Source organism: Wolbachia endosymbiont (group A) of Dendrolimus pini, assembly GCF_964026835.1.
Classification (GTDB): Bacteria; Pseudomonadota; Alphaproteobacteria; order Rickettsiales; family Anaplasmataceae; genus Wolbachia; species Wolbachia pipientis.
In genome coordinates, this window is sequence record NZ_OZ034702.1 from 404,469 (window position 1) to 423,231 (window position 18,763).

Consider the following 18,763-nt stretch of genomic DNA (forward strand, 5'->3'; position numbering starts at 1 on the left):
TGAACTAACGTTCCATCGTTTTAGAGTTGTCAATGTCTTGAGTAGTAGTTTGATTAGGCACTTTAGTTTCAATAGATTGATTACCACCAGCATCAGAATTCTGTAACTCTTCTTTCAATCCCTTAGCTGCTTCTTTAACTTCAAGCTTTGCCTTTGGATGAAGATCTTCTGGGCCTTTTCCTTTAGTATCCAAACCTTGTTGTAGATTAGTGCTTTTCATTTTATTATGCTGCTCGTGCTCAGGTAGGTCAACGACCGAATTGAAAAGAATTTTTATTATATTTTTTAGCAGTTCTAAAAAACCTCCGCTTCTGCCTTCTCTTTGTTCTTGAGGTTTATTTTTCTCATTAGGTTCTTTTTTACTATTACTTTTAGGCATTTTTAACTCAACTATCATAACGCTTAATAAAATTCTACGTGCAAATTGTTAAATAACAGTTAACAATCTAGGATTTATTATTTACAGATGGATATTATTTTAGCAACAGGTGGCACAGGCGGACACATTTTTCCAGCTATAACTTTAGCAAGAGCACTAAAGGCACAAGGATATAGTTGCATAGTATTTACTGATAAAAAAACAAATAAAAATACTGACGTGGGAAACTACACCTTGCCATTATGTAAACCAAGCAGCAACAAATTTAAGTTTTTCCTTTTCTTGATATACAGCTCTATGTTAGCACTGTATCAAGTAAGAAAATTAAAACCAAAATCGGTCATTGGTTTTGGTAGCTATGCTTCTTTTCCAACTCTTCTTGCAGCAAGAGTTCTTTCTATACCTATAATTTTACATGAACAAAACACAGTTTTAGGGAGAGTAAATAGATTCTTTTTCAAGAGTGCAAAATTAATTGCAACCAGCTTTCCGGAGACTAAATATGCAGAGGGCAATAAATGTATTTTTACAGGAAATTTTGTTGATATAAAAGCACAGAGCCATTCTAGCACTGAGAAAATCCTAAATATATTGGTCATAGCAGGCAGCCAAGGTGCAAATTTTTTTGATGATGTAGTAAGCAGCGTAATTTGTGATTTACCTATTAAAATGAAAAAGAAAATTAGAGTGACGCAGCAATGTACGAAGAAAAATGTAAACAAGGTCAAAAGTCTATACAAAAGTGAAAAGATCGATTGTGAATTGAGTGAATTTTTTGATGATATGGAGAATAGACTGGCCAATGCTCACTTGGTAATTAGCAGAGCAGGAGCAACTTCAATAGCAGAGATCACTCTTGCTAGGCGTTCTGCTATATATATTCCTTACCCTTACTCAAAAGATAATCACCAATTTTATAACGCAAAATATATTGAAGACTCGAGAGCAGCTATAATAGTTAAGCAGAATAGTGAAGCAAAAAAAAATCTAACAGAGGTACTATTTGATCTATTAAATAATTCTCAAAAATTGCGTGATATGACCAATAGTACAGAAAAAACAGGGATAAAGAATGGGACTACTGAGTTTGTTAAGGTGATTGTTCACAGGTTTAGTTGATGGCTGCTTGCTTTTTCTTCAAACACGTCCCAAAGATCCTTTTCTAGCGATATATTATACAATTTATTGATATAAACTACTCCCGTGGGTGAAGTTGTGTTAATTTCGAGCAGGAAGTCATCTATAATATCAATACCAACAAATATTAGCCCTCTTTTCTTTAATTCAGGACCAATTTTGTTACATATTTCATTGTTTCTATCGTTCATTTGAGCGGGCTCAAAACTTGCTCCAAGTCGCATGTTTGTTCTGATCTCTCCACTGATTTTTGGAATTCGTTTCATTACACCAATTGGTTGGCCATAAAGTAGCAATATTCTTTTATCTTTATCTATGTTTTTACAAAATGATTGTGCAATCACAGGGCATTCGTATTTTGCTATCATGAGATCCACTACTACTTGAATACTATTCTCATCTTGTATTCTTATCACATCGTTTCCTCCATAACTATACAATGGCTTCAGAATAATATCTTGATAGTTGTAGTAGAAATCTCTAATCATTGATATATTTTCAGTAATCAAAGTTGGCGGAATTAGCTCTGGAAATAATGAAGTTATCAATTTTTCAGGACAATTTCTTATTTCTGTTGGATTGTTAATTACCAATGCGCTGGTTTTTTCTAAGATATATGTTGTTGTAATATAACGCATATCAAAGGGTGGATCCTGTCTGATAAATATGATGTCCATTTCATTCAAGTTGATTGCTACATCATCTTTAGAGATAAAACTAAAATCATCAACGCTGACTTTCTGAGCCAGAGCAATTGGATGGTTTAGCTTTAGTGCTAAATTGTTAGGAGCATAGACAAAAACTTCGTGCTTCCTCCTTTGTGCTTCCTTTATTAGCACGAATGTAGTGTCAGTTTCAAAATTTATATTTTCATCCATCTGAAAGGCAACTTTCATTTATGTTCTCTACCTATTGTCACAATTGTACAAATGTTATAATTTGAAAGCGATTTTTGCCTAATGGCGTAACTTACTGTACCTATATCGTACATAACTTACAACTTGTTTTACTCCCTTTACTTTTCTTGCAATTGCTATTACAGCTTTTAATTCCGCTTTATTTTGGGCTATACCCATCAAATAAACAACTCTATCAACCGTATTAACGCTATAATTAATTGACTTAATATTTCTTTTTCCCAGGAGTCTTGTTCTTATTTCCGCTGTTATCATGCCATCTACAGTGGTGTCTAGCATGGAAGCCATTTGAATTGGTATTACTCTTATTTCATTTATCACTTCTTTAATTTCTTTTTGCTGCCAAGCTATTTTTTCTGCTGTAAGTTGTTTTTCAGGAGTGTCAACACTTCCAATGAGCAATACTCTTCCTTCACTTACTTTAACCTTTATGGATGAAAATAGCCCATGTTTTAAGAGCCCCTTATTAATTCTGATGACCATAGTCGTATCATCAATGATATTTCCCAAGGATTTGTCCTGCATTGTTATTGCTGTTGCTGTCGCTGTAGCCACCACACCACCTATTATAAGGGTTGTGCAACCACTTTGTGTAATCAAAAAAATTGCGAGTAAGAAGCTTGTTATTAATCTCATTATTGATTTTCAGGGTTTAGAGCTTTCATTAAGAAATGTTAATAAGCTTTTTTGATTGTGTAAATACCATAAATTAAGTAAGACTTTAAACCTTGAATATTTTTAATGGAATACCTATAATAGGGTACTGAAAATTTCTTGCGGATATGGCGGAATTGGTAGACGTGCCAGGTTTAGGTCCTGGTGAGCTTGCTCGTGGGGGTTCAAGTCCCTCTATCCGCACTTTAAAGTCATGTAACTTAGGTTTTAAGGGAAAATTTATAATCACTAAATACACTTTTGTTTGTGTAAAAACCTGTTCTTAAGGATTGTGTTTAACTTAAATTCTGGTAAAATGACTCTATTAAGATATGAATTAAAATGTTAATAAATGAATTATGATGTCTAATAATATACCTCAAAATACAGTCGAAGTAAGTAGCGTATATACCTACAAAGAGCTTAGTATAGATAAACTAAAGTATGAGTATGAAATCACAGTTGGTAGTGATTATATAAAACAAAAGGTAAATTCCAGGTTGCAAGAGATAGCAGAAAATGCAAAATCACCTGGATTTAGGGCTGGAAAGATGCCCTATGACCTTGTTGTTGCAAATTATAAAAACGAGGCTTTGGAATATGTGATAAATAATACAATTGATTATTGCTCAAGTGATTTGATGAAAAAAATTGAAGTCAAGTCTCACATTTATCCTAAGGTTGATGTTATATCATTACCAGATCTGGGCAAAGAAAATGAGGAGGGCAATTTTGTATACAAGCTATCTTTTGAGTCGATGCCTGAAGTACCGATGATAGATCTTGACAAAATAAACTTAAAGAAAATTGAAGCAAAGATTGAAGAGGAAGATATAAAAGAATTTATTGATTCTATCAAAACAAAGTTCCCCAATTTTGCCTCTGTTGATGATGCTTCTTATCAAGCGAAAGATGGGGATAAATTGATAATTGATTTTGAAGGGCGGATTAGGAATAAGCTCTTTCAAGGTGGAAGTAGCAAAGATTTTGCCGTTAATTTAGGGTCTGGCACATTTATTAATGGTTTTGAAGATCAATTAACTGGTATGAAAAAGGGAGAAACAAAGAACTTTAAGTTGAAATTTCCTGAAAATTACCAAGCCATTTCCCTTGCAGGACAGGAAGCTGATTTTTCTGTGCGAGTTAATGAGATTCAAATTGCCAAAGATTTTGAAAATGATGATGAAATAGCTAAGAGTATTGGGTTTAAAGATTATTCTTTGCTAATAAATCATGCAAAAAAAATGATTGGTGATCAGTGCACCGAAATGAGAAATCTCTTAATTAAAAAGGAGCTGTTTGATTATTTGGATGCTAATTATAGTTTTGATTTACCCACAGACATAGTAAAACAGGAGCAACAAAGAATGGAAGGAGAATTGGGTGCTCAAAATGATTCTCGTAAAGAAGCTGAAAAACGTGTAAAGCTTGCTATGTTATTTATGAAATTTAGTGCAGAACATAAAATATCATTAACTCAAAATGATGTTTTGAGTGTTATTGTAAATCAATATGTCAGTAAAGATGTGCAATTTGACAGAGTACTTAAGCATTTTGAATCAAATAAACAATTTCAAGAATTAGTTAGAGGGCAAGCGCTTGAGTATAAAGTGACAGATTATATAATAGAAAAAGTTAGTAAAGAAGAGCAGATTGTTTCTGTGAAAGAATTAAAGGAATTATTTGATAATATTTAATAGGAAAAGGTATGACTCTTATACCAATTGTAGTTGAACAAACTAGTCGCGGTGAGCGCGCTTATGACATATATTCAAGACTAGTGAAAGAAAGAATAATTTTTGTAACAGGTCCTATTGAAGACAATATGGCCAGTGTAATAGTAGCACAGCTTTTATTTTTAGAATCGGAAAATCCCGATAAAGACATTTGTATGTACATCAACTCACCAGGTGGTGTTGTAACTGCTGGTTTGTCGATCTACGATACAATGCAGTATATAAACCCAGACGTTTCAACTTTATGTATAGGTCAAGCTGCATCTATGGGTTCTTTATTGCTTGCAGCTGGTACAAAAGGTAAGCGCTACTCTCTACCTCATTCAAGAATTATGATACATCAGCCATCTGGTGGTTATCATGGTCAAGCAACTGATATAGAAATACATGCTAATGAAATTTTGCGGGTTAAGAAAAAACTAAATCAAATTTATGAAAAACATACTGGAAATTCACTGAAGAAAATTGAAGGAATGATGGAAAGAGATAAATTCATGGATCCTGAAGAAGCAAGGAAAATTGGCTTAATTGACAGGGTGATAGCTGAGCGTACAGATATTGAAATTGAAAATATTAAAGTTAAACAAAAGGTGGGTTAATGGATAACAATAATGATTTACACTACTGTTCTTTTTGCAACAAGGCGCAAGATGAAGTAGATAAATTGATTACTAACTCTTCGGATGGTTTAAAGGTGTTTATTTGTAATGAGTGCATAGAATTATCCCATAAAGCAATAAGTCAAAAGAAAGATAGATCTTTTAATTCAGATCGTATATCTGATATGAAGCTATTACTAAAGAAACCTGAGGATATAAAAAACTTTCTCAGCAAGCATGTTGTAGGTCAAGAACACGCGCAACACGTTTTATCTGTAGCTATGTATAACCATTGTCAATCCATGGTACAATTTCATGCTATAAGTGATATTGAAATCGAGAAGTCAAATATAATGCTTATTGGTCCCACTGGTTCTGGTAAGACTTTGCTAGCCAAAACACTTGCTAAAGTTTCAGATGTGCCATTTGCTATGGCTGATGCGACAACTTTAACTGAGGCAGGTTATGTGGGTGATGATGTAGAAAGCGTGTTGTCGCGTTTATTACAAGCTGCAAATTATGACGTTGTAAAAGCACAGCGTGGTATAGTGTTTATAGATGAAATAGACAAGATTACAAGAAAATCTGAAAGCACTTCAATAACCCGTGACGTTTCAGGTGAAGGGGTCCAGCAAGCTCTGCTTAAGATTATGGAGGGTACAGTTGCTTATGTTCCGCCACAAGGAGGGCGAAAACACCCACAACAAGAGTTTATACAAGTGGATACTAGTAACATACTGTTTATTTGTGGAGGAGCTTTTGAAGGCCTCGATAAAATTATTGAAGCGAGAAAAAAGGGAACGTCAGTTGGCTTTGGAGCAGATATAAGTCAGTCTAAAGAGCAAAAGAAAAAGAATGCTTTACATGATGTTCAACCTGAAGATTTAATCAAATTCGGTTTAATACCCGAATTTGTAGGGCGGGTTCCAATAACTGCTGTTTTAGATGAGCTGGATCATGAAGATTTAATACATGTGTTGACAGAGCCAAGGAATGCACTAATAAAACAGTACAAAGCATTGCTTGCGTTTAGCAAAGTAAACCTTGAGTTTTCAGATGAAGCAATATCAGCTATTGCTAAAAAGGCTATAAGCTACAAAACAGGTGCAAGAATGTTACGTGCTATCTTGGAGTCACTTTTGCTTGACATTATGTATACATCTGGAAACGGAGGCTTTGAAGGTAGCACTATAGTAATCACTAAGAAAATGGTAGAATTAGGAAAAGCAACGGTTAATCATAATAACAATGGCAATGTTATAACGGTTAATGATTAATTTGAGGCATATATTATGAACATTGAACGTGCTGTAAGCTCTAGTTTTACTGCATTGCCAGTATTACCTTTAAGAGATGTAGTAATTTTTCCAAATATAATGGTGCCTTTATTCATAGGCAGAGAAAAATCTGTTAATGCACTAGAGTATGCAATAAGTAGTAGTAATCACCAAAATGAGATTTTTCTTGTAGCACAGAAAGATGGCTCTGTTGATAATCCAGAGCCTGAAGATCTTTATGAAGTAGGTGTGTTAGCAAGCATTGTACAACCGTTAATAAAATTACCTGACAATGCAGTAAAAGTTATAATCCGGGGGATAAGAAGGGGAAGAGTTGTAGAATATATTAGCTCTCATACTTTATTACAAGCCAGGGTAGAGTTAGACAGTCATTATAAAGAAGATGAAGACAATATTGACTTAGAAGCTTTAAGGCGATCTGTTGTAGACGCGTTCGATAGCTGGTGTAAGCTAAACAAGAAAAATCAGCCCGAGGTTGCCATTAACTCCATTGATCAAATCAAAGAAGTTGATCAACTTGTAGACACGGTAGCTTCACATTTAAATATAAAAGTATCAGATAAACAAAGCATACTTGAGGCTTATGACCCAGAAGAGCGTTTAAAAAAAGCTTTTGCTTTTATTGAGAGAGAAATGAGTATTTTGAACGCACAAAACCGTTTATATAAGACAATTAAATCGCAAGTTGAAAGCACTCAGAAAGTTTACTACCTTAACGAGCAATTGAAAGCTATACAGAAAGAATTAGGCGAATTTGAGAATGGTGATGAAGGGAATATACTCAATGAATTTGAAAAAAAGATAAATGAAACAAAGCTTTCTCAGGAAGCAAGAGAGAAAGCTATAACTGATTTGAAGAGATACAAGAAAATGAATCCCATTTCTCCTGAAGCTACAGTTATATCTAGTTACTTGCATTGGTTGCTTGAGTTGCCATGGGGAAAGTACAAAGATGCAAAAATTAACTTAAATGCAGCTAAGAAAATCTTAGATGAAAATCATTATGGCATAGAGAAAGTAAAAGATAGAATAATAGAATTTTTAGCGGTATTAAAAAGAGTAAAAGAGATAAAAGGTCCTATACTTTGCTTAGTTGGACCGCCAGGTGTTGGTAAAACTTCTTTAGCTAAGTCTATGGCAAGAGCAGTAGGAAGAGATTTTGTTCGCATAGCTCTTGGTGGTGTGCGTGATGAGTCTGAGATACGAGGGCATAGGAAAACTTATATTGGCTCAATGCCTGGTAAAATCATTCAACACATGAAAAAAGCTAATTCATGCAACCCGCTTTTTCTGCTTGATGAAATAGATAAGATGGGTTCTGATTCGCGTGGCGATCCTGCGTCTGCATTACTTGAGGTTTTAGATACTGAGCACAATAAACACTTTACGGATCATTACTTGGAAGTTGAGTTTGATCTTTCAAGTGTAATGTTTGTAGCTACGGCAAACAGCTTAAATTTACCACATCCTTTGCGTGATAGGATGGAAATTATACAATTGTCCGGGTATACTGAAGATGAAAAAATCAGTATTGCTACACACCACCTTATTCCGAAGTTAAAGAAGGAGCATGGTTTGTATCAGAAGGAATGGGACATAACTAATGAGGCGTTATACGAGTTGATACGTTTATATACACGTGAAAGTGGTGTGCGAAGTATGGAAAGGGAGCTTGCAAAGCTCATGAGAAAGGCAGTTAAAGAAATATTGACTGATAAAAATAAGAAAATATCCGTAGGGGTTGACAATTTACAAGATTATTTAGGGGTACGTAAATATACCTTTGGCATTGCGGAAAATGAGAGTTTAGTAGGAATAGTAACTGGGCTCGCCTATACTGAAACAGGTGGTGATATTTTGATGATAGAATCAGTCCTAATTCCGGGCAAGGGAGAAATAAAATACACAGGAAAGCTTGGAGAGGTTATGCAAGAATCTATAAAAGCTGCGTATAGTTATATTCGATCAAATTGTTTGTTTTTTGGTATAAAGCCCGAAAAATTCCAAAATAATGATATACATTTACATGTACCTGAGGGTGCAGTACCAAAAGATGGCCCTTCTGCTGGCGGCGCGGTATGTACGTCTATTGTTTCTCTTATGACGAATATACCAGTTAACAAAAATGTTGCTATGACAGGCGAAGTGACATTGCGTGGTAGAGTTTTAGCTATTGGGGGCTTAAGAGAAAAATTGCTTGCAGCGCTCAGAGGATCAATCAAAACTGTGATTATACCAAGTGAAAATGAGAAAGATATGCAAGAGATTCCGGCAAGCATCAAAGAGGGGATCAACGTAGTTTTTGCTAAGAATATTGATGAAGTTATGAAAGTTGCTTTAATGCACCCTACTACTCCAATTGATGGTGATGATAATCAAAATAGTGTGCCTTCCTCTATAGAAAGTAAAGATGATACTTTTCCTATGTCGGAAACATTGAAGCATTAGATTAAAAAAATATTATCAATCTCCATTTCTCTTTTATCCGGCAAAAATCCACCAACTTGTGCATCCCATAAGGATATGACTTGCTTTGTTGTTATGTCATTCATATTTTTTACTTATTCTATCTCCCAGTTTAATTCAAGTAGATGATATATTATAATAGTCCTTTTCATGGAAACCTTTTCTGGTAGATTGCTTTCTAGAAAAACATTGGTCAAGGTGCCAACTGTGGTTTATAATAATATAAATTATATCATAGTTGATTTGCGTTTATCAGAGCTGAGGTATGTTTTATTTTACAAATTTTTTGCCTATTTTACTGTTCCTATTTCTTTTTGTAGGAAGCGGCATATATTTTACTGTTCTTGGCGTGTCAAATGCTTTTTATCAGTTATCTCCACTGGTAGCCATTGTTCCTGCCATAGCTCTGGGTTGGGTTTTATACAAGGGCAATACTGAAGAAAAAATGTATGCCTTTCTAGATGGGGTAAGAGATCGTAATATTATCACTATGTGCATCATTTTTTTACTTGCAGGTGCATTCAGTGAAGTAACTAAAGCAATCGGTAGTGCTGATGCCACAGTTAATTTGGCTCTTTCATTTATACCAACACAATTTTTACTCATAGGATTATTTTTTGTAGCAGCTTTCATCTCCACTGCTATTGGTACATCAATGGGCACCATTGCAACAATTGCTCCTGTTGCAGTTGAACTGACACAAGCTGGGATTTCTCCTTCCTTAGGAGTTGCAACTGTTGTAGGAGGAGCAATGTTTGGCGACAATTTATCTATTATCTCTGATACTACAATTGCATCTGTGATGTCTCAAAAGGCTGATATAAAGAAAAAATTAAAACTGAATGCAAAAGTGGCACTAATTGCTTCTATATTCACAATAATTATATTATTTTATAGCTCAAGCAATAGTGCTGCTATTTCAGTTAAGGAGTATTCTTTATTGCTTGTGGCTCCTTACATCATACTTATATTGCTTGCAAACTTTGGAATAAATGTATTTACGGCATTGGTTTTAAGCATAACTTTTGCTGGAATCATTGGATTTATAAATAACAACAATTATGGTTTATTGTTTTTAAGCCAAAACATCACTAAGGGGTTTATGAGTATGCATGAAATTATGCTACTGTCATTGATGGTTGGCGGACTTTCAGGACTGGTAGGTAAAAATTCTAAGGAGTTTGCAGATAAACTTTCATCTTGGGTTATGATACAACGTGGTGGACAAAAAACTGCGCAGTTATTTATTGCAAAAATAGTCAGTATATTTGATATTTTACTTGCAAATAACACCATCGCTATAATTTTTAGTGGTGAAATTGCTAGAGATATTGCTAAGAAATATGAAATACCGCCTCACTATAGTGCAGCATGGCTAGGCATATTTTCTTGTGTATTTCAAGGATTAATACCGTATGGCGCTCAATTGCTTTTGGCTAGCACTATTGCTGGAGTTTCACCTTTGGCAGTCGTGCCACACGTATACTATTGCTATGTTTTAGGTATTATTGCAGTGTTATATATTGTATTGAACAAAATTGAGAAAAAAGATTGTGCTTAACATACAAGACAATGCTTCACTTTGTAAAAGATGGATATTCCTAGCAGTATGTGCCCTTGCTTGCTCTGGGTTACTGTCAATAATTGTTATTTTTCTACGATTGCCTTTTATCTCCTCTCTTGTTCCTTCTGCACAATATATTTTTGATAATGCGCTGGTGATACACGTGAACTTGTCAATTTTAGTGTGGATGTGCTCTATAATATCTCTGCTCTTTATCATAAACCTACAAAATACCAATAGTTGGTTTAACTTTTCATGGGTTCTATCAACCCTTTCGATGCTGCTCATGTTTATATCCGCATTCGTTCCAAACACTGAAGTTATCAAAAGTAACTATATTCCCGTATTACAAAACAAATTATTTTTACTTGGACTCAGTTTATTTATTGCCAGTATATTAGTAAATACAATGCTAGCATACACATCAAAAAAAGAGGTTTCATTTCTCTCTGTTGGGCAAATTGGGCTAGTTATTATACTTGTATCGTCATTTCTTTGCTTTGTTTTAGCATATAATAATATGCCTCCAGGTCTATATCACTCAGATAAGAATTTGTTTTACGAATATCTCTTTTGGGGAGGCGGACATTTATTGCAGTTTGCTTTTACTCAAGGAATGTTTTTAGTCTATTTAATAATGCTAAGTTCCAATGATATTAGTTTAGCTTCAAGCAATAAAATTACTATTTTACCACTATTTATAAACACGATTTTAGCTGTAGGCGCACCGTTTGTATATTTTGTTTATCCAGTTGATAGTGCCAAGTTAATACAGTTTTTTACTTGGCATATGAGGATTGCTGGAGCAGTTTTGCCGTGCTTTTTGATAATATTAGTGTGCTGCAACATCAGAACTTTTATTAATAATAAAAGCAACTATTTATTACATTCATTCTTGTTGTTCATTTATGGAGATGTGCTTGGAGTGCTGGCTATTGAAGGAAATGTCACCATTCCCGCTCATTACCATGGTTCTGTAGTTGGTATCACTATAGCTTTTATGAATTTTGTCTACTGGATGTTACCTAAATTAAACTTTAAAGAGATAAAAAGTTCCATGGTAAGATTACAGATTTATGCCTACAGTATAGGGCATTTTCTCCATATCACTGGCCTTGTGTGGCTTGGTGGATATGGTGCTTTAAGGAAGGTTGCAGATCTGCCAAGTATTTCGTCAATGTTAGCACGCACGTGCTTCATTATAGGTGGCGCTATATCAGTTGTTGGTGGAATGTTGTTCGTAATAATTGTGCTTTTACATCTGTTAAAAGGCAAAGCGCGTACCAACTGACCCATAGAAACGAAAAAACTTCCTTGACAAACTCCGCCAGCCCCCTTATCATGGTACTGAAGCTATTTATTTATCTTCTCTGTACAGATTAAATGACAAAAAAACTCACGTATCTGGCGTCTCATGTTTAATTTTTTGCACTATGTGCACTCTATGTCTTTATCAAATTTCTGGGTTTTTACCTACACAAGCTGAAATACGCTTATAAAGCATTTAAAACATTAAAAAACGCCAACTTAAAAAATGGATAGTGAATAATTAGCTACCTTAGGGTTTCTTTTGCCTTTTTTTCTGTTTAGTAAATTTCTTAACGTTTATAATTTAGATTAGTTGCGATTTAAAAGCAGCTGAGTCGTGGTTATTAAACGTTTAGAATAAAAAAACGCCATACTTGAAAGTATAATGTAAGTAATTAGCCAACCATGGGGCTTCTTTTGCCTTTTTTTTCGTTTGGTAAATTTCTTAATGTTTATGGCTAAAGATTGCACGAATGTTGCAATTACAAAAGCGTTTCTACTAGGAGGGTGTCATCCCAGTGCTTGACACTGGGATCCAGCCTTTCTGCAATCTCATCGGAAACGTTGTAACCACTTTCTATACTAGTTTGCTTGTGAGCAACCTGGATCCTAGTGTCAGCTACTCGGATGACAAAAAAAGGAGCACTGGGATGACAGGAGAGGGAGGCTACTTGGATGACATCATAGGGGCACTGGAATGACAAAAAAAGGAGGCACTGGAACGACAAAGTGGAGTGTCTGCTTCTGTCATCCTATGATAGCTAAAAAGACCTGGTCACGCGCTGGAATGACACCGAAGGGGCTACTGCCCTCTTGGATGGAGACCAGTGTCAGCTACTTAGATGATACCTTTTTTCTACTTAGTTTAGGTTATGCAGAAGTCTAATACAATTATAGAACAAGCTTAAAAATTCTGGTAAAGTAGTTTTATTTACAAAGAAAGAATATGCTACTTGAAATTGAAAAGCGCAGCATAACAAATGCATTGTGGAAGTTGCAAGAAGCAGATCAAAGGCAAATCTTAACTCTTACACAGAGATTTGAGTTACCAGAAATATTAGCAAGAATATTGGTTACTCGTGGTGTTAACATAGAAAATGCAAGCGACTTCTTATATCCACTAATCAGATCGCTATTACCAGATCCCTTTCACCTTCTTGATATGGATAAAGCTGTTTCTCGTATAATACGGGCAATAAAAAATGATGAAAACCTTGCAATATTTGGTGACTATGATGTTGATGGTGCAACATCGTCAGCATTGATTAACAGGTACCTAAGAGCAATCGGTATACACTCTATAATCTACATTCCAGATCGTGTTGATGAGGGTTATGGATTAAACACAGATGCTTTATTACAACTTAAAAAGAATGGAATTGATTTATGTATTTCCGTTGATTGTGGTACGCTTGCATATCAACCAATAGAAGATGCAAAGGCTTTTGGTCTTGATATTATAGTTGTTGACCATCACCTTGGTACGGAAAAATTACCAAGCGCCGTAGCAGTTGTGAATCCAAACCGCCTTGATGAGAGCTCTCCTTATAATAACCTAGCAGCAGTTGGAGTGTCATTTCTGCTAATTGTTGCTCTTAATAAAAGCCTACGTGAGCAAGGATTTTTTACCAATAAAAAAGAACCAGATTTATTTGATCTATTGGATTTGGTTGCTCTGGGAACTGTCTGTGATGTTATGCAGATCACAGGCCTCAATAGAGCACTTGTCTCACAAGGATTAAAAGTTATGTCAACAAGAAAAAACGTTGGCTTGCGTGTTTTATTTGATGCTTTGGGAATCCTTGAAAAACCAAGTGTTTCGCGGTTGGGGTTTAGCATTGGACCGTGCATAAATGCTGGAGGAAGAATTGGAGAAGCATCGCTCGGTGCAAGGTTGCTTTCCACCGATGATGAAGAAGAGGCACATTCAATCGCGCTAAAATTAATAGATTTGAATAATGCAAGAAAAGTGTTAGAAAATGAGGCTCTCTTGGAAGCTACAGCACAAGCGGAAGAGTCTACCCAATCAGGTGCGAATTTTATAATGATAAGTGGCAATTGGCACCAGGGAATAATTGGTATAATTGCATCAAGGCTAAAGGAGCAGTTTCACTTGCCAACAGTAGTGATATCTTTAAATAATGGAATAGGAAAAGCAAGCTGTAGATCAATTTTGGGAGTTGATATCGGTGCTGCAGTCCTTTCCGCAAAGTTTATAAATTTGATTATTGAAGGTGGTGGCCATAGTATGGCGGCAGGATTTTCAATTAAAGAAGACAAAATAAATGATTTGCATGATTTTTTTACTGAAAGATTTTCAAACTCTATAAATGAGAAAACTTTAAAAGCTGATAGTATAGTAACTGCTAAAGCAATAAATTTGTCTTTATGGAATCAATTGCAACGCTTGGGACCATTTGGAGTTGGAAATCCTGAACCAAGGTTTATTATCCAAGGAGCAAAGATAAGAAAGCCTGAAGTTATAGGAGTTGACCATATAAAATGTTTTATTGCTGATGATAATGTTATGGTAAAAGCTATTGCATTTCGTTCTGCAAATACTCATCTTGGCTCTGCTATCATGCAGGGTAATGTTAAAGCTATTTTGGGTAAAATCTCTATGAATTACTGGAATGGCAATGAATTTGTACAATTTTTAATAGAAGATGTATTGACCATTAGTTGAGTGTATCTGTTCAGCAGAGTGGCAAAATAGGTAGACAAGATAAACCAAAAAATCGAGAAAAAGTGAGTTTACAACAACTGGTGTCATGAAATTATCTGACACTGATTTCCATCCAAGAGGGTGTCATCCCAGTGCTCCTATAATGTCATCCCAGTGCGTGACACTGGGATGACACCCTACTTAACCGTCATACCGCGATTCATTCGCGGTATCTCTTAGCCGCTAACAAGTAGCGGGATGACGAGCTTATCGTCATGCCACTGCGAACCGTCATACCGCCGCGAACCGTCATACCGCGATTCATTCGCGGTATCTCTAGATCCCGCTAACAAGCAGTGGGATGACGAGCTTATCGTCACGCCGCCACGAACCGTCATACCTCCGCGAACCGTCATACCGCGATTCATTCGCGGTATCTCTAGATCCCGCTAACAAGCAGCGGGATGACGAGCTTATCGTCACGCCGCCACGAACCGTCATACCTCCGCGGCGCTAACAAGAGATCCCGCTAACAAGCAGCGGGATGACGGTTGTCGTTTAGCCATAAACATTAAAAAATTTACCAAATGAAAAAAAAGGCAAAAGAAACCCTAGTCATTGTCTATTTTCAGTATTGGCGTTTTTAAGTCTTAAACACTGCAATTTAGCTGCTTTTGAATGCAACTAACCTACGCTGCAAATGTTTAAGAAATTTACTAAGCAGAAAAAAAGGCAAAAGAAACCCCGTGTTAGCTAGTTGTCACTCTCTAATCCTGCAAATTGGCGTACTATACTGTCTTAAACGACTTATAAGCGCGTTTCAGCTTATATAGGTAAAAACCCAGAAATGTTGTGAAGACATAAGGTGCACATAGTGCAAAAAATTAAAAATAAGACGCCAACTACGTTGTTTTCTTGCTGTTTAATCTGCACAGATGAAGATAACTGAATACCTTCAATACCATGATAAGGGCGCTGGCGAAGGATGTCAAGCAAGTTTTTCGTTTCTATATGTGCTACCTTAAGACTTCAACGTCTTAACGCACCTAACTCCATCTGCATATAAATTTGCATGGCTCTTTCCAGTATTAAGCAATGCAAATCCAATGTTGTCTACACTAGAGCGCAGTTCCCCTATTTCTTCATTATTTTCATTTGTCATTTTAGTGCCAATATCTGGAAGTGCGTTATCCCCCTCAACAAGGTAAAGTTTTCTTCTGAATATTTCTTGTCTGCTCATTCGATTTACAACTTCCTGACCTATATAACACCCCTTATTAAAGCTTATACCGTTTACTTTATCGATTAAAAATTGCAGCGGAAACGATGAATTCTGCACCATATCTTTCGCTCCATCTGGAACGAGATTTTGAATTCTGACTTTTTCATACTGAGTAAAATCCCCAACCGGCTCTTTTATTTCATCTTTATGTATGATCCTCATTCCTAGCAGCTTGTGCCTTGGATCTTGAAAAATAACTTGTGACTTACCACTACACTCCGCCAACTTAGTATTAAACAAAACTCCAACCTTATATAGTGCGCTAATGTCTTTAATCTTCACTCTCAAGTAAGTTTTAAGCAAATCCAGTTTCTCGATTATTTGCTGCAAGTGCATGTTTTCGCACTCTAAGAGGGTGTATTTACCATATTCAATAAGAAAAAAATCATATAGATATTTTCCCTGAGGGCTAAGCAATAAAGAGTAAATGGCTTTTTGGCTATCCAACTTATTAATATCATTGGTTATAATACCCTGCAGAAAATCTCTAGTGTCAGGCCCATATAGCACTATCACACCACGACTTAAAAATGGTATATAACTCATGAAATCTCTATAAATAAATCTAAATTTTATTATATAACATTAGGCTCTTTTAGAAACTGCTTTTGGCGTGCATATTTTACAAGCTCCAGCCCTTGAAATCTAACTTACGAGTATATATATATAAACTTATAAGTTAATTTGTTGATGAGGAAAAACAAATGTCAAGTATAAGTTTAAATGTATTAGATGATAGCGTGCTGATCAAGCCTATTAGCGAAGAAAAGCAAGGTGGAATTGTGCTTCCATCAAGTGCTGAAAAGAAACCTACTAAAGGTGAAGTTATAGCAATTGGTGAAGGTTCACGCAATTCAAGTGGCGAACGCGTAACTTTAACTGTGAAAGCTGGTGATAAAGTGTTCTATCGCCAATGGGCTGGTACAGAAATAGAACATAATAATGAGAAGCTTATCGTGATGAAGGAATCCGATATACTTGCTGTCATTAAGTAGCAGTCTTTATTTTACTAAACTGAAACAAAGCGCAACATAGCGCATTGTAAATGGTTTTATTATAGTTTTCTAAATTTTTTATTAACAAGAGGTGATAAAAATGACTAATGTAGTAGTATCAGGTGAGCAGTTGCAAGAAGCCTTTCGTGAGGTCGCAGCAATAGTGGATTCAACGGTAGCAATAACTGCGGGACCTAGAGGAAAAACAGTAGGGATTAATAAGCCCTATGGAGCACCAGAAATTACAAAAGATGGTTATAAGGTGATGAAGGGTATCAAGCCTGAAAAACCATTAAACGCTGTAATAGCAAGCATCTTTGCACAAAGTTGTTCTCAATGTAACGATAAAGTTGGTGATGGTACAACAACGTGCTCAATACTAACTAGCAACATGATAATGGAAGCTTCAAAATCAATTGCTGCTGGAAACGATCGTGTTGGTATTAAAAACGGAATACAGAAGGCAAAAGATGTAATATTAAAGGAAATTGCGTCAATGTCTCGTACAATTTCTCTAGAGAAAATAGACGAAGTGGCACAAGTTGCAATAATCTCTGCAAATGGTGATAAGGATATAGGTAATAGTATCGCTGATTCCGTGAAAAAAGTTGGAAAAGAGGGTGTAATAACTGTTGAAGAGAGTAAAGGTTCAAAAGAGTTAGAAGTTGAGCTGACTACTGGCATGCAATTTGATCGCGGTTATCTCTCTCCGTATTTTATTACAAATAATGAAAAAATGATCGTGGAGCTTGATAATCCTTATCTATTAATTACAGAGAAAAAATTAAATATTATTCAACCTTTACTTCCTATTCTTGAAGCTATTGTTAAATCTGGTAAACCTTTGGTTATTATTGCAGAGGATATCGAAGGTGAAGCATTAAGCACTTTAGTTATCAATAAATTGCGTGGTGGTTTAAAAGTTGCTGCAGTAAAAGCTCCAGGTTTTGGTGACAGAAGAAAGGAGATGCTCGAAGACATAGCAACTTTAACTGGTGCTAAGTACGTCATAAAAGATGAACTTGGAATCAAGATGGAAGATCTCACGCTTGATGATCTTGGTACGGCTAAAAATGTTAAAATTACTAAAGATAATACCACAGTTGTCAGCGAAAATAGCGATTCTGACAGTGTGAAAGCTAGAATCGAGCAGATTAAATCTCAAATTGAAACTTCAACTTCTGATTATGATAAAGAAAAGCTAAGAGAACGTTTAGCGAAATTATCAGGTGGCGTTGCTGTGCTCAAAGTTGGTGGAGCAACTGAAGTGGAAGTTAAAGAACGTAGAGATAGAGTCGAAGATGCGCTGCATGCAACAAGAGCTGCAATTGAAGAAGGCATAGTTCCAGGTGGTGGAGTTGCGCTTCTTTATGCTTCATCTGTTCTCGACAAATTAAAAGGTGCAAGTGACGAAGAGCAAATAGGCATAAACATTATCAAGAAAGTTCTCAGTGCTCCAATTAGAAGGTTAGTTAAAAATGCTGGTCTTGAATCTGCTGTTATAATTGACTATTTGATTAAGCAGAATGATAAAGAGCTTATATACAACGTTGAGGCTATGAATTACGCTAATGCATTTACAGCTGGTGTGATTGATCCAGCAAAAGTGGTGCGTATTGCTTTTGAAACAGCGGTATCTGTTGCGAGTGTGCTGATAACTACTGAATCTATGATAGTTGATGTACCAAGCAAAGAAAATGCTTCATCTCCTATGGGTGCAGGAGAAATGAGTGGCATGGGTGGATTCTAAGTAGAATGAAACC

The 18,763-nt window shown here is 35.7% G+C and carries 16 protein-coding genes and 1 tRNA gene; 13 read left to right on the top strand and 4 right to left on the bottom strand.

From position 1 onward, the window contains the following. Window positions 1-4 precede the first annotated feature (4 nt). The gene (locus AAGD66_RS01870; protein ID WP_006279962.1) at window positions 5-397 is read right to left on the bottom strand and encodes a hypothetical protein; all 393 of its coding nucleotides are present in this window, start codon (window positions 395-397) and stop codon (window positions 5-7) included. 69 nt (window positions 398-466) lie between these two features. Here AAGD66_RS01870 and murG point away from each other — a divergent pair, with 69 nt between their 5' ends. Beyond that, window positions 467-1,498, top strand: coding sequence for an undecaprenyldiphospho-muramoylpentapeptide beta-N-acetylglucosaminyltransferase (murG, locus tag AAGD66_RS01875; protein WP_155968867.1), 1,032 nt, complete (start codon window positions 467-469; stop codon window positions 1,496-1,498). Here murG and gshB read toward each other — a convergent pair. Together gshB and AAGD66_RS01885 are read right to left on the bottom strand one after the other, a co-directional pair. Further along, window positions 1,483-2,412: a glutathione synthase gene (gene gshB, locus AAGD66_RS01880; protein ID WP_264724119.1), complete on the bottom strand. Its 930-nt coding sequence runs from the start codon at window positions 2,410-2,412 to the stop codon at window positions 1,483-1,485. The genes murG and gshB overlap by 16 nt on opposite strands. Before the next feature lie 60 nt (window positions 2,413-2,472). Continuing rightward, window positions 2,473-3,069, bottom strand: a complete 597-nt coding sequence (locus AAGD66_RS01885) for a BON domain-containing protein (protein ID WP_006279461.1) — start codon at window positions 3,067-3,069, stop codon at window positions 2,473-2,475. 140 nt (window positions 3,070-3,209) lie between these two features. Between AAGD66_RS01885 and AAGD66_RS01890 the strand changes: the two genes are divergently transcribed. The 10 genes from AAGD66_RS01890 (at window position 3,210) to recJ (ending at window position 14,744) form a co-directional block, all read left to right on the top strand. Continuing rightward, a tRNA-Leu gene (locus AAGD66_RS01890) sits at window positions 3,210-3,291 on the top strand. 158 nt (window positions 3,292-3,449) lie between these two features. Continuing rightward, a complete protein-coding gene (gene tig, locus AAGD66_RS01895; RefSeq protein ID WP_155968869.1) occupies window positions 3,450-4,784 on the top strand; it encodes a trigger factor in 1,335 nt (444 codons plus the stop codon). Window positions 4,785-4,795: 11 nt separating this feature from the next. Continuing rightward, the gene (gene clpP, locus AAGD66_RS01900; RefSeq protein ID WP_006280254.1) at window positions 4,796-5,422 is read left to right on the top strand and encodes an ATP-dependent Clp endopeptidase proteolytic subunit ClpP; all 627 of its coding nucleotides are present in this window, start codon (window positions 4,796-4,798) and stop codon (window positions 5,420-5,422) included. Continuing rightward, on the top strand, window positions 5,422-6,699 hold the full coding sequence (gene clpX / locus AAGD66_RS01905) for an ATP-dependent Clp protease ATP-binding subunit ClpX (protein WP_006279985.1): 1,278 nt from the start codon (window positions 5,422-5,424) through the stop codon (window positions 6,697-6,699). The genes clpP and clpX overlap by 1 nt, the downstream gene beginning before the upstream one ends. A 15-nt stretch (window positions 6,700-6,714) precedes the next feature. Continuing rightward, the gene (lon, locus tag AAGD66_RS01910; protein WP_155968871.1) at window positions 6,715-9,168 is read left to right on the top strand and encodes an endopeptidase La; all 2,454 of its coding nucleotides are present in this window, start codon (window positions 6,715-6,717) and stop codon (window positions 9,166-9,168) included. A gap of 283 nt (window positions 9,169-9,451) precedes the next feature. After that, the gene (locus AAGD66_RS01915; protein ID WP_265024642.1) at window positions 9,452-10,747 is read left to right on the top strand and encodes a Na+/H+ antiporter NhaC family protein; all 1,296 of its coding nucleotides are present in this window, start codon (window positions 9,452-9,454) and stop codon (window positions 10,745-10,747) included. Beyond that, window positions 10,740-12,041, top strand: coding sequence for a cbb3-type cytochrome c oxidase subunit I (locus tag AAGD66_RS01920; RefSeq protein ID WP_264724197.1), 1,302 nt, complete (start codon window positions 10,740-10,742; stop codon window positions 12,039-12,041). Before AAGD66_RS01915 ends, AAGD66_RS01920 begins: the two co-directional genes overlap by 8 nt. A 535-nt stretch (window positions 12,042-12,576) precedes the next feature. Continuing rightward, window positions 12,577-12,759: a hypothetical protein gene (locus AAGD66_RS01925; protein WP_265024640.1), complete on the top strand. Its 183-nt coding sequence runs from the start codon at window positions 12,577-12,579 to the stop codon at window positions 12,757-12,759. Beyond that, window positions 12,756-12,944, top strand: coding sequence for a hypothetical protein (locus AAGD66_RS01930; protein WP_264954149.1), 189 nt, complete (start codon window positions 12,756-12,758; stop codon window positions 12,942-12,944). The genes AAGD66_RS01925 and AAGD66_RS01930 overlap by 4 nt, the downstream gene beginning before the upstream one ends. Before the next feature lie 60 nt (window positions 12,945-13,004). After that, entirely contained in the window at window positions 13,005-14,744 is a 1,740-nt protein-coding gene (recJ, locus tag AAGD66_RS01935; protein ID WP_265041206.1) for a single-stranded-DNA-specific exonuclease RecJ, read from the top strand. Window positions 14,745-15,744: 1,000 nt separating this feature from the next. On the opposite strand, the gene AAGD66_RS01940 is transcribed toward recJ, so the two are convergent. After that, window positions 15,745-16,551, bottom strand: coding sequence for a folate-binding protein (locus tag AAGD66_RS01940; RefSeq protein ID WP_341814504.1), 807 nt, complete (start codon window positions 16,549-16,551; stop codon window positions 15,745-15,747). A 167-nt stretch (window positions 16,552-16,718) separates the two neighbouring features. Between AAGD66_RS01940 and AAGD66_RS01945 the strand changes: the two genes are divergently transcribed. Continuing rightward, the gene (locus AAGD66_RS01945; RefSeq protein ID WP_173862895.1) at window positions 16,719-17,000 is read left to right on the top strand and encodes a co-chaperone GroES; all 282 of its coding nucleotides are present in this window, start codon (window positions 16,719-16,721) and stop codon (window positions 16,998-17,000) included. 100 nt (window positions 17,001-17,100) lie between these two features. Further along, window positions 17,101-18,750 carry a chaperonin GroEL gene (groL, locus tag AAGD66_RS01950; RefSeq protein WP_155968879.1) on the top strand — a complete coding sequence of 550 codons (1,650 nt, stop codon included), beginning with the start codon at window positions 17,101-17,103 and terminating at the stop codon, window positions 18,748-18,750. The last annotated feature ends 13 nt before the right edge of the window (window positions 18,751-18,763 follow it).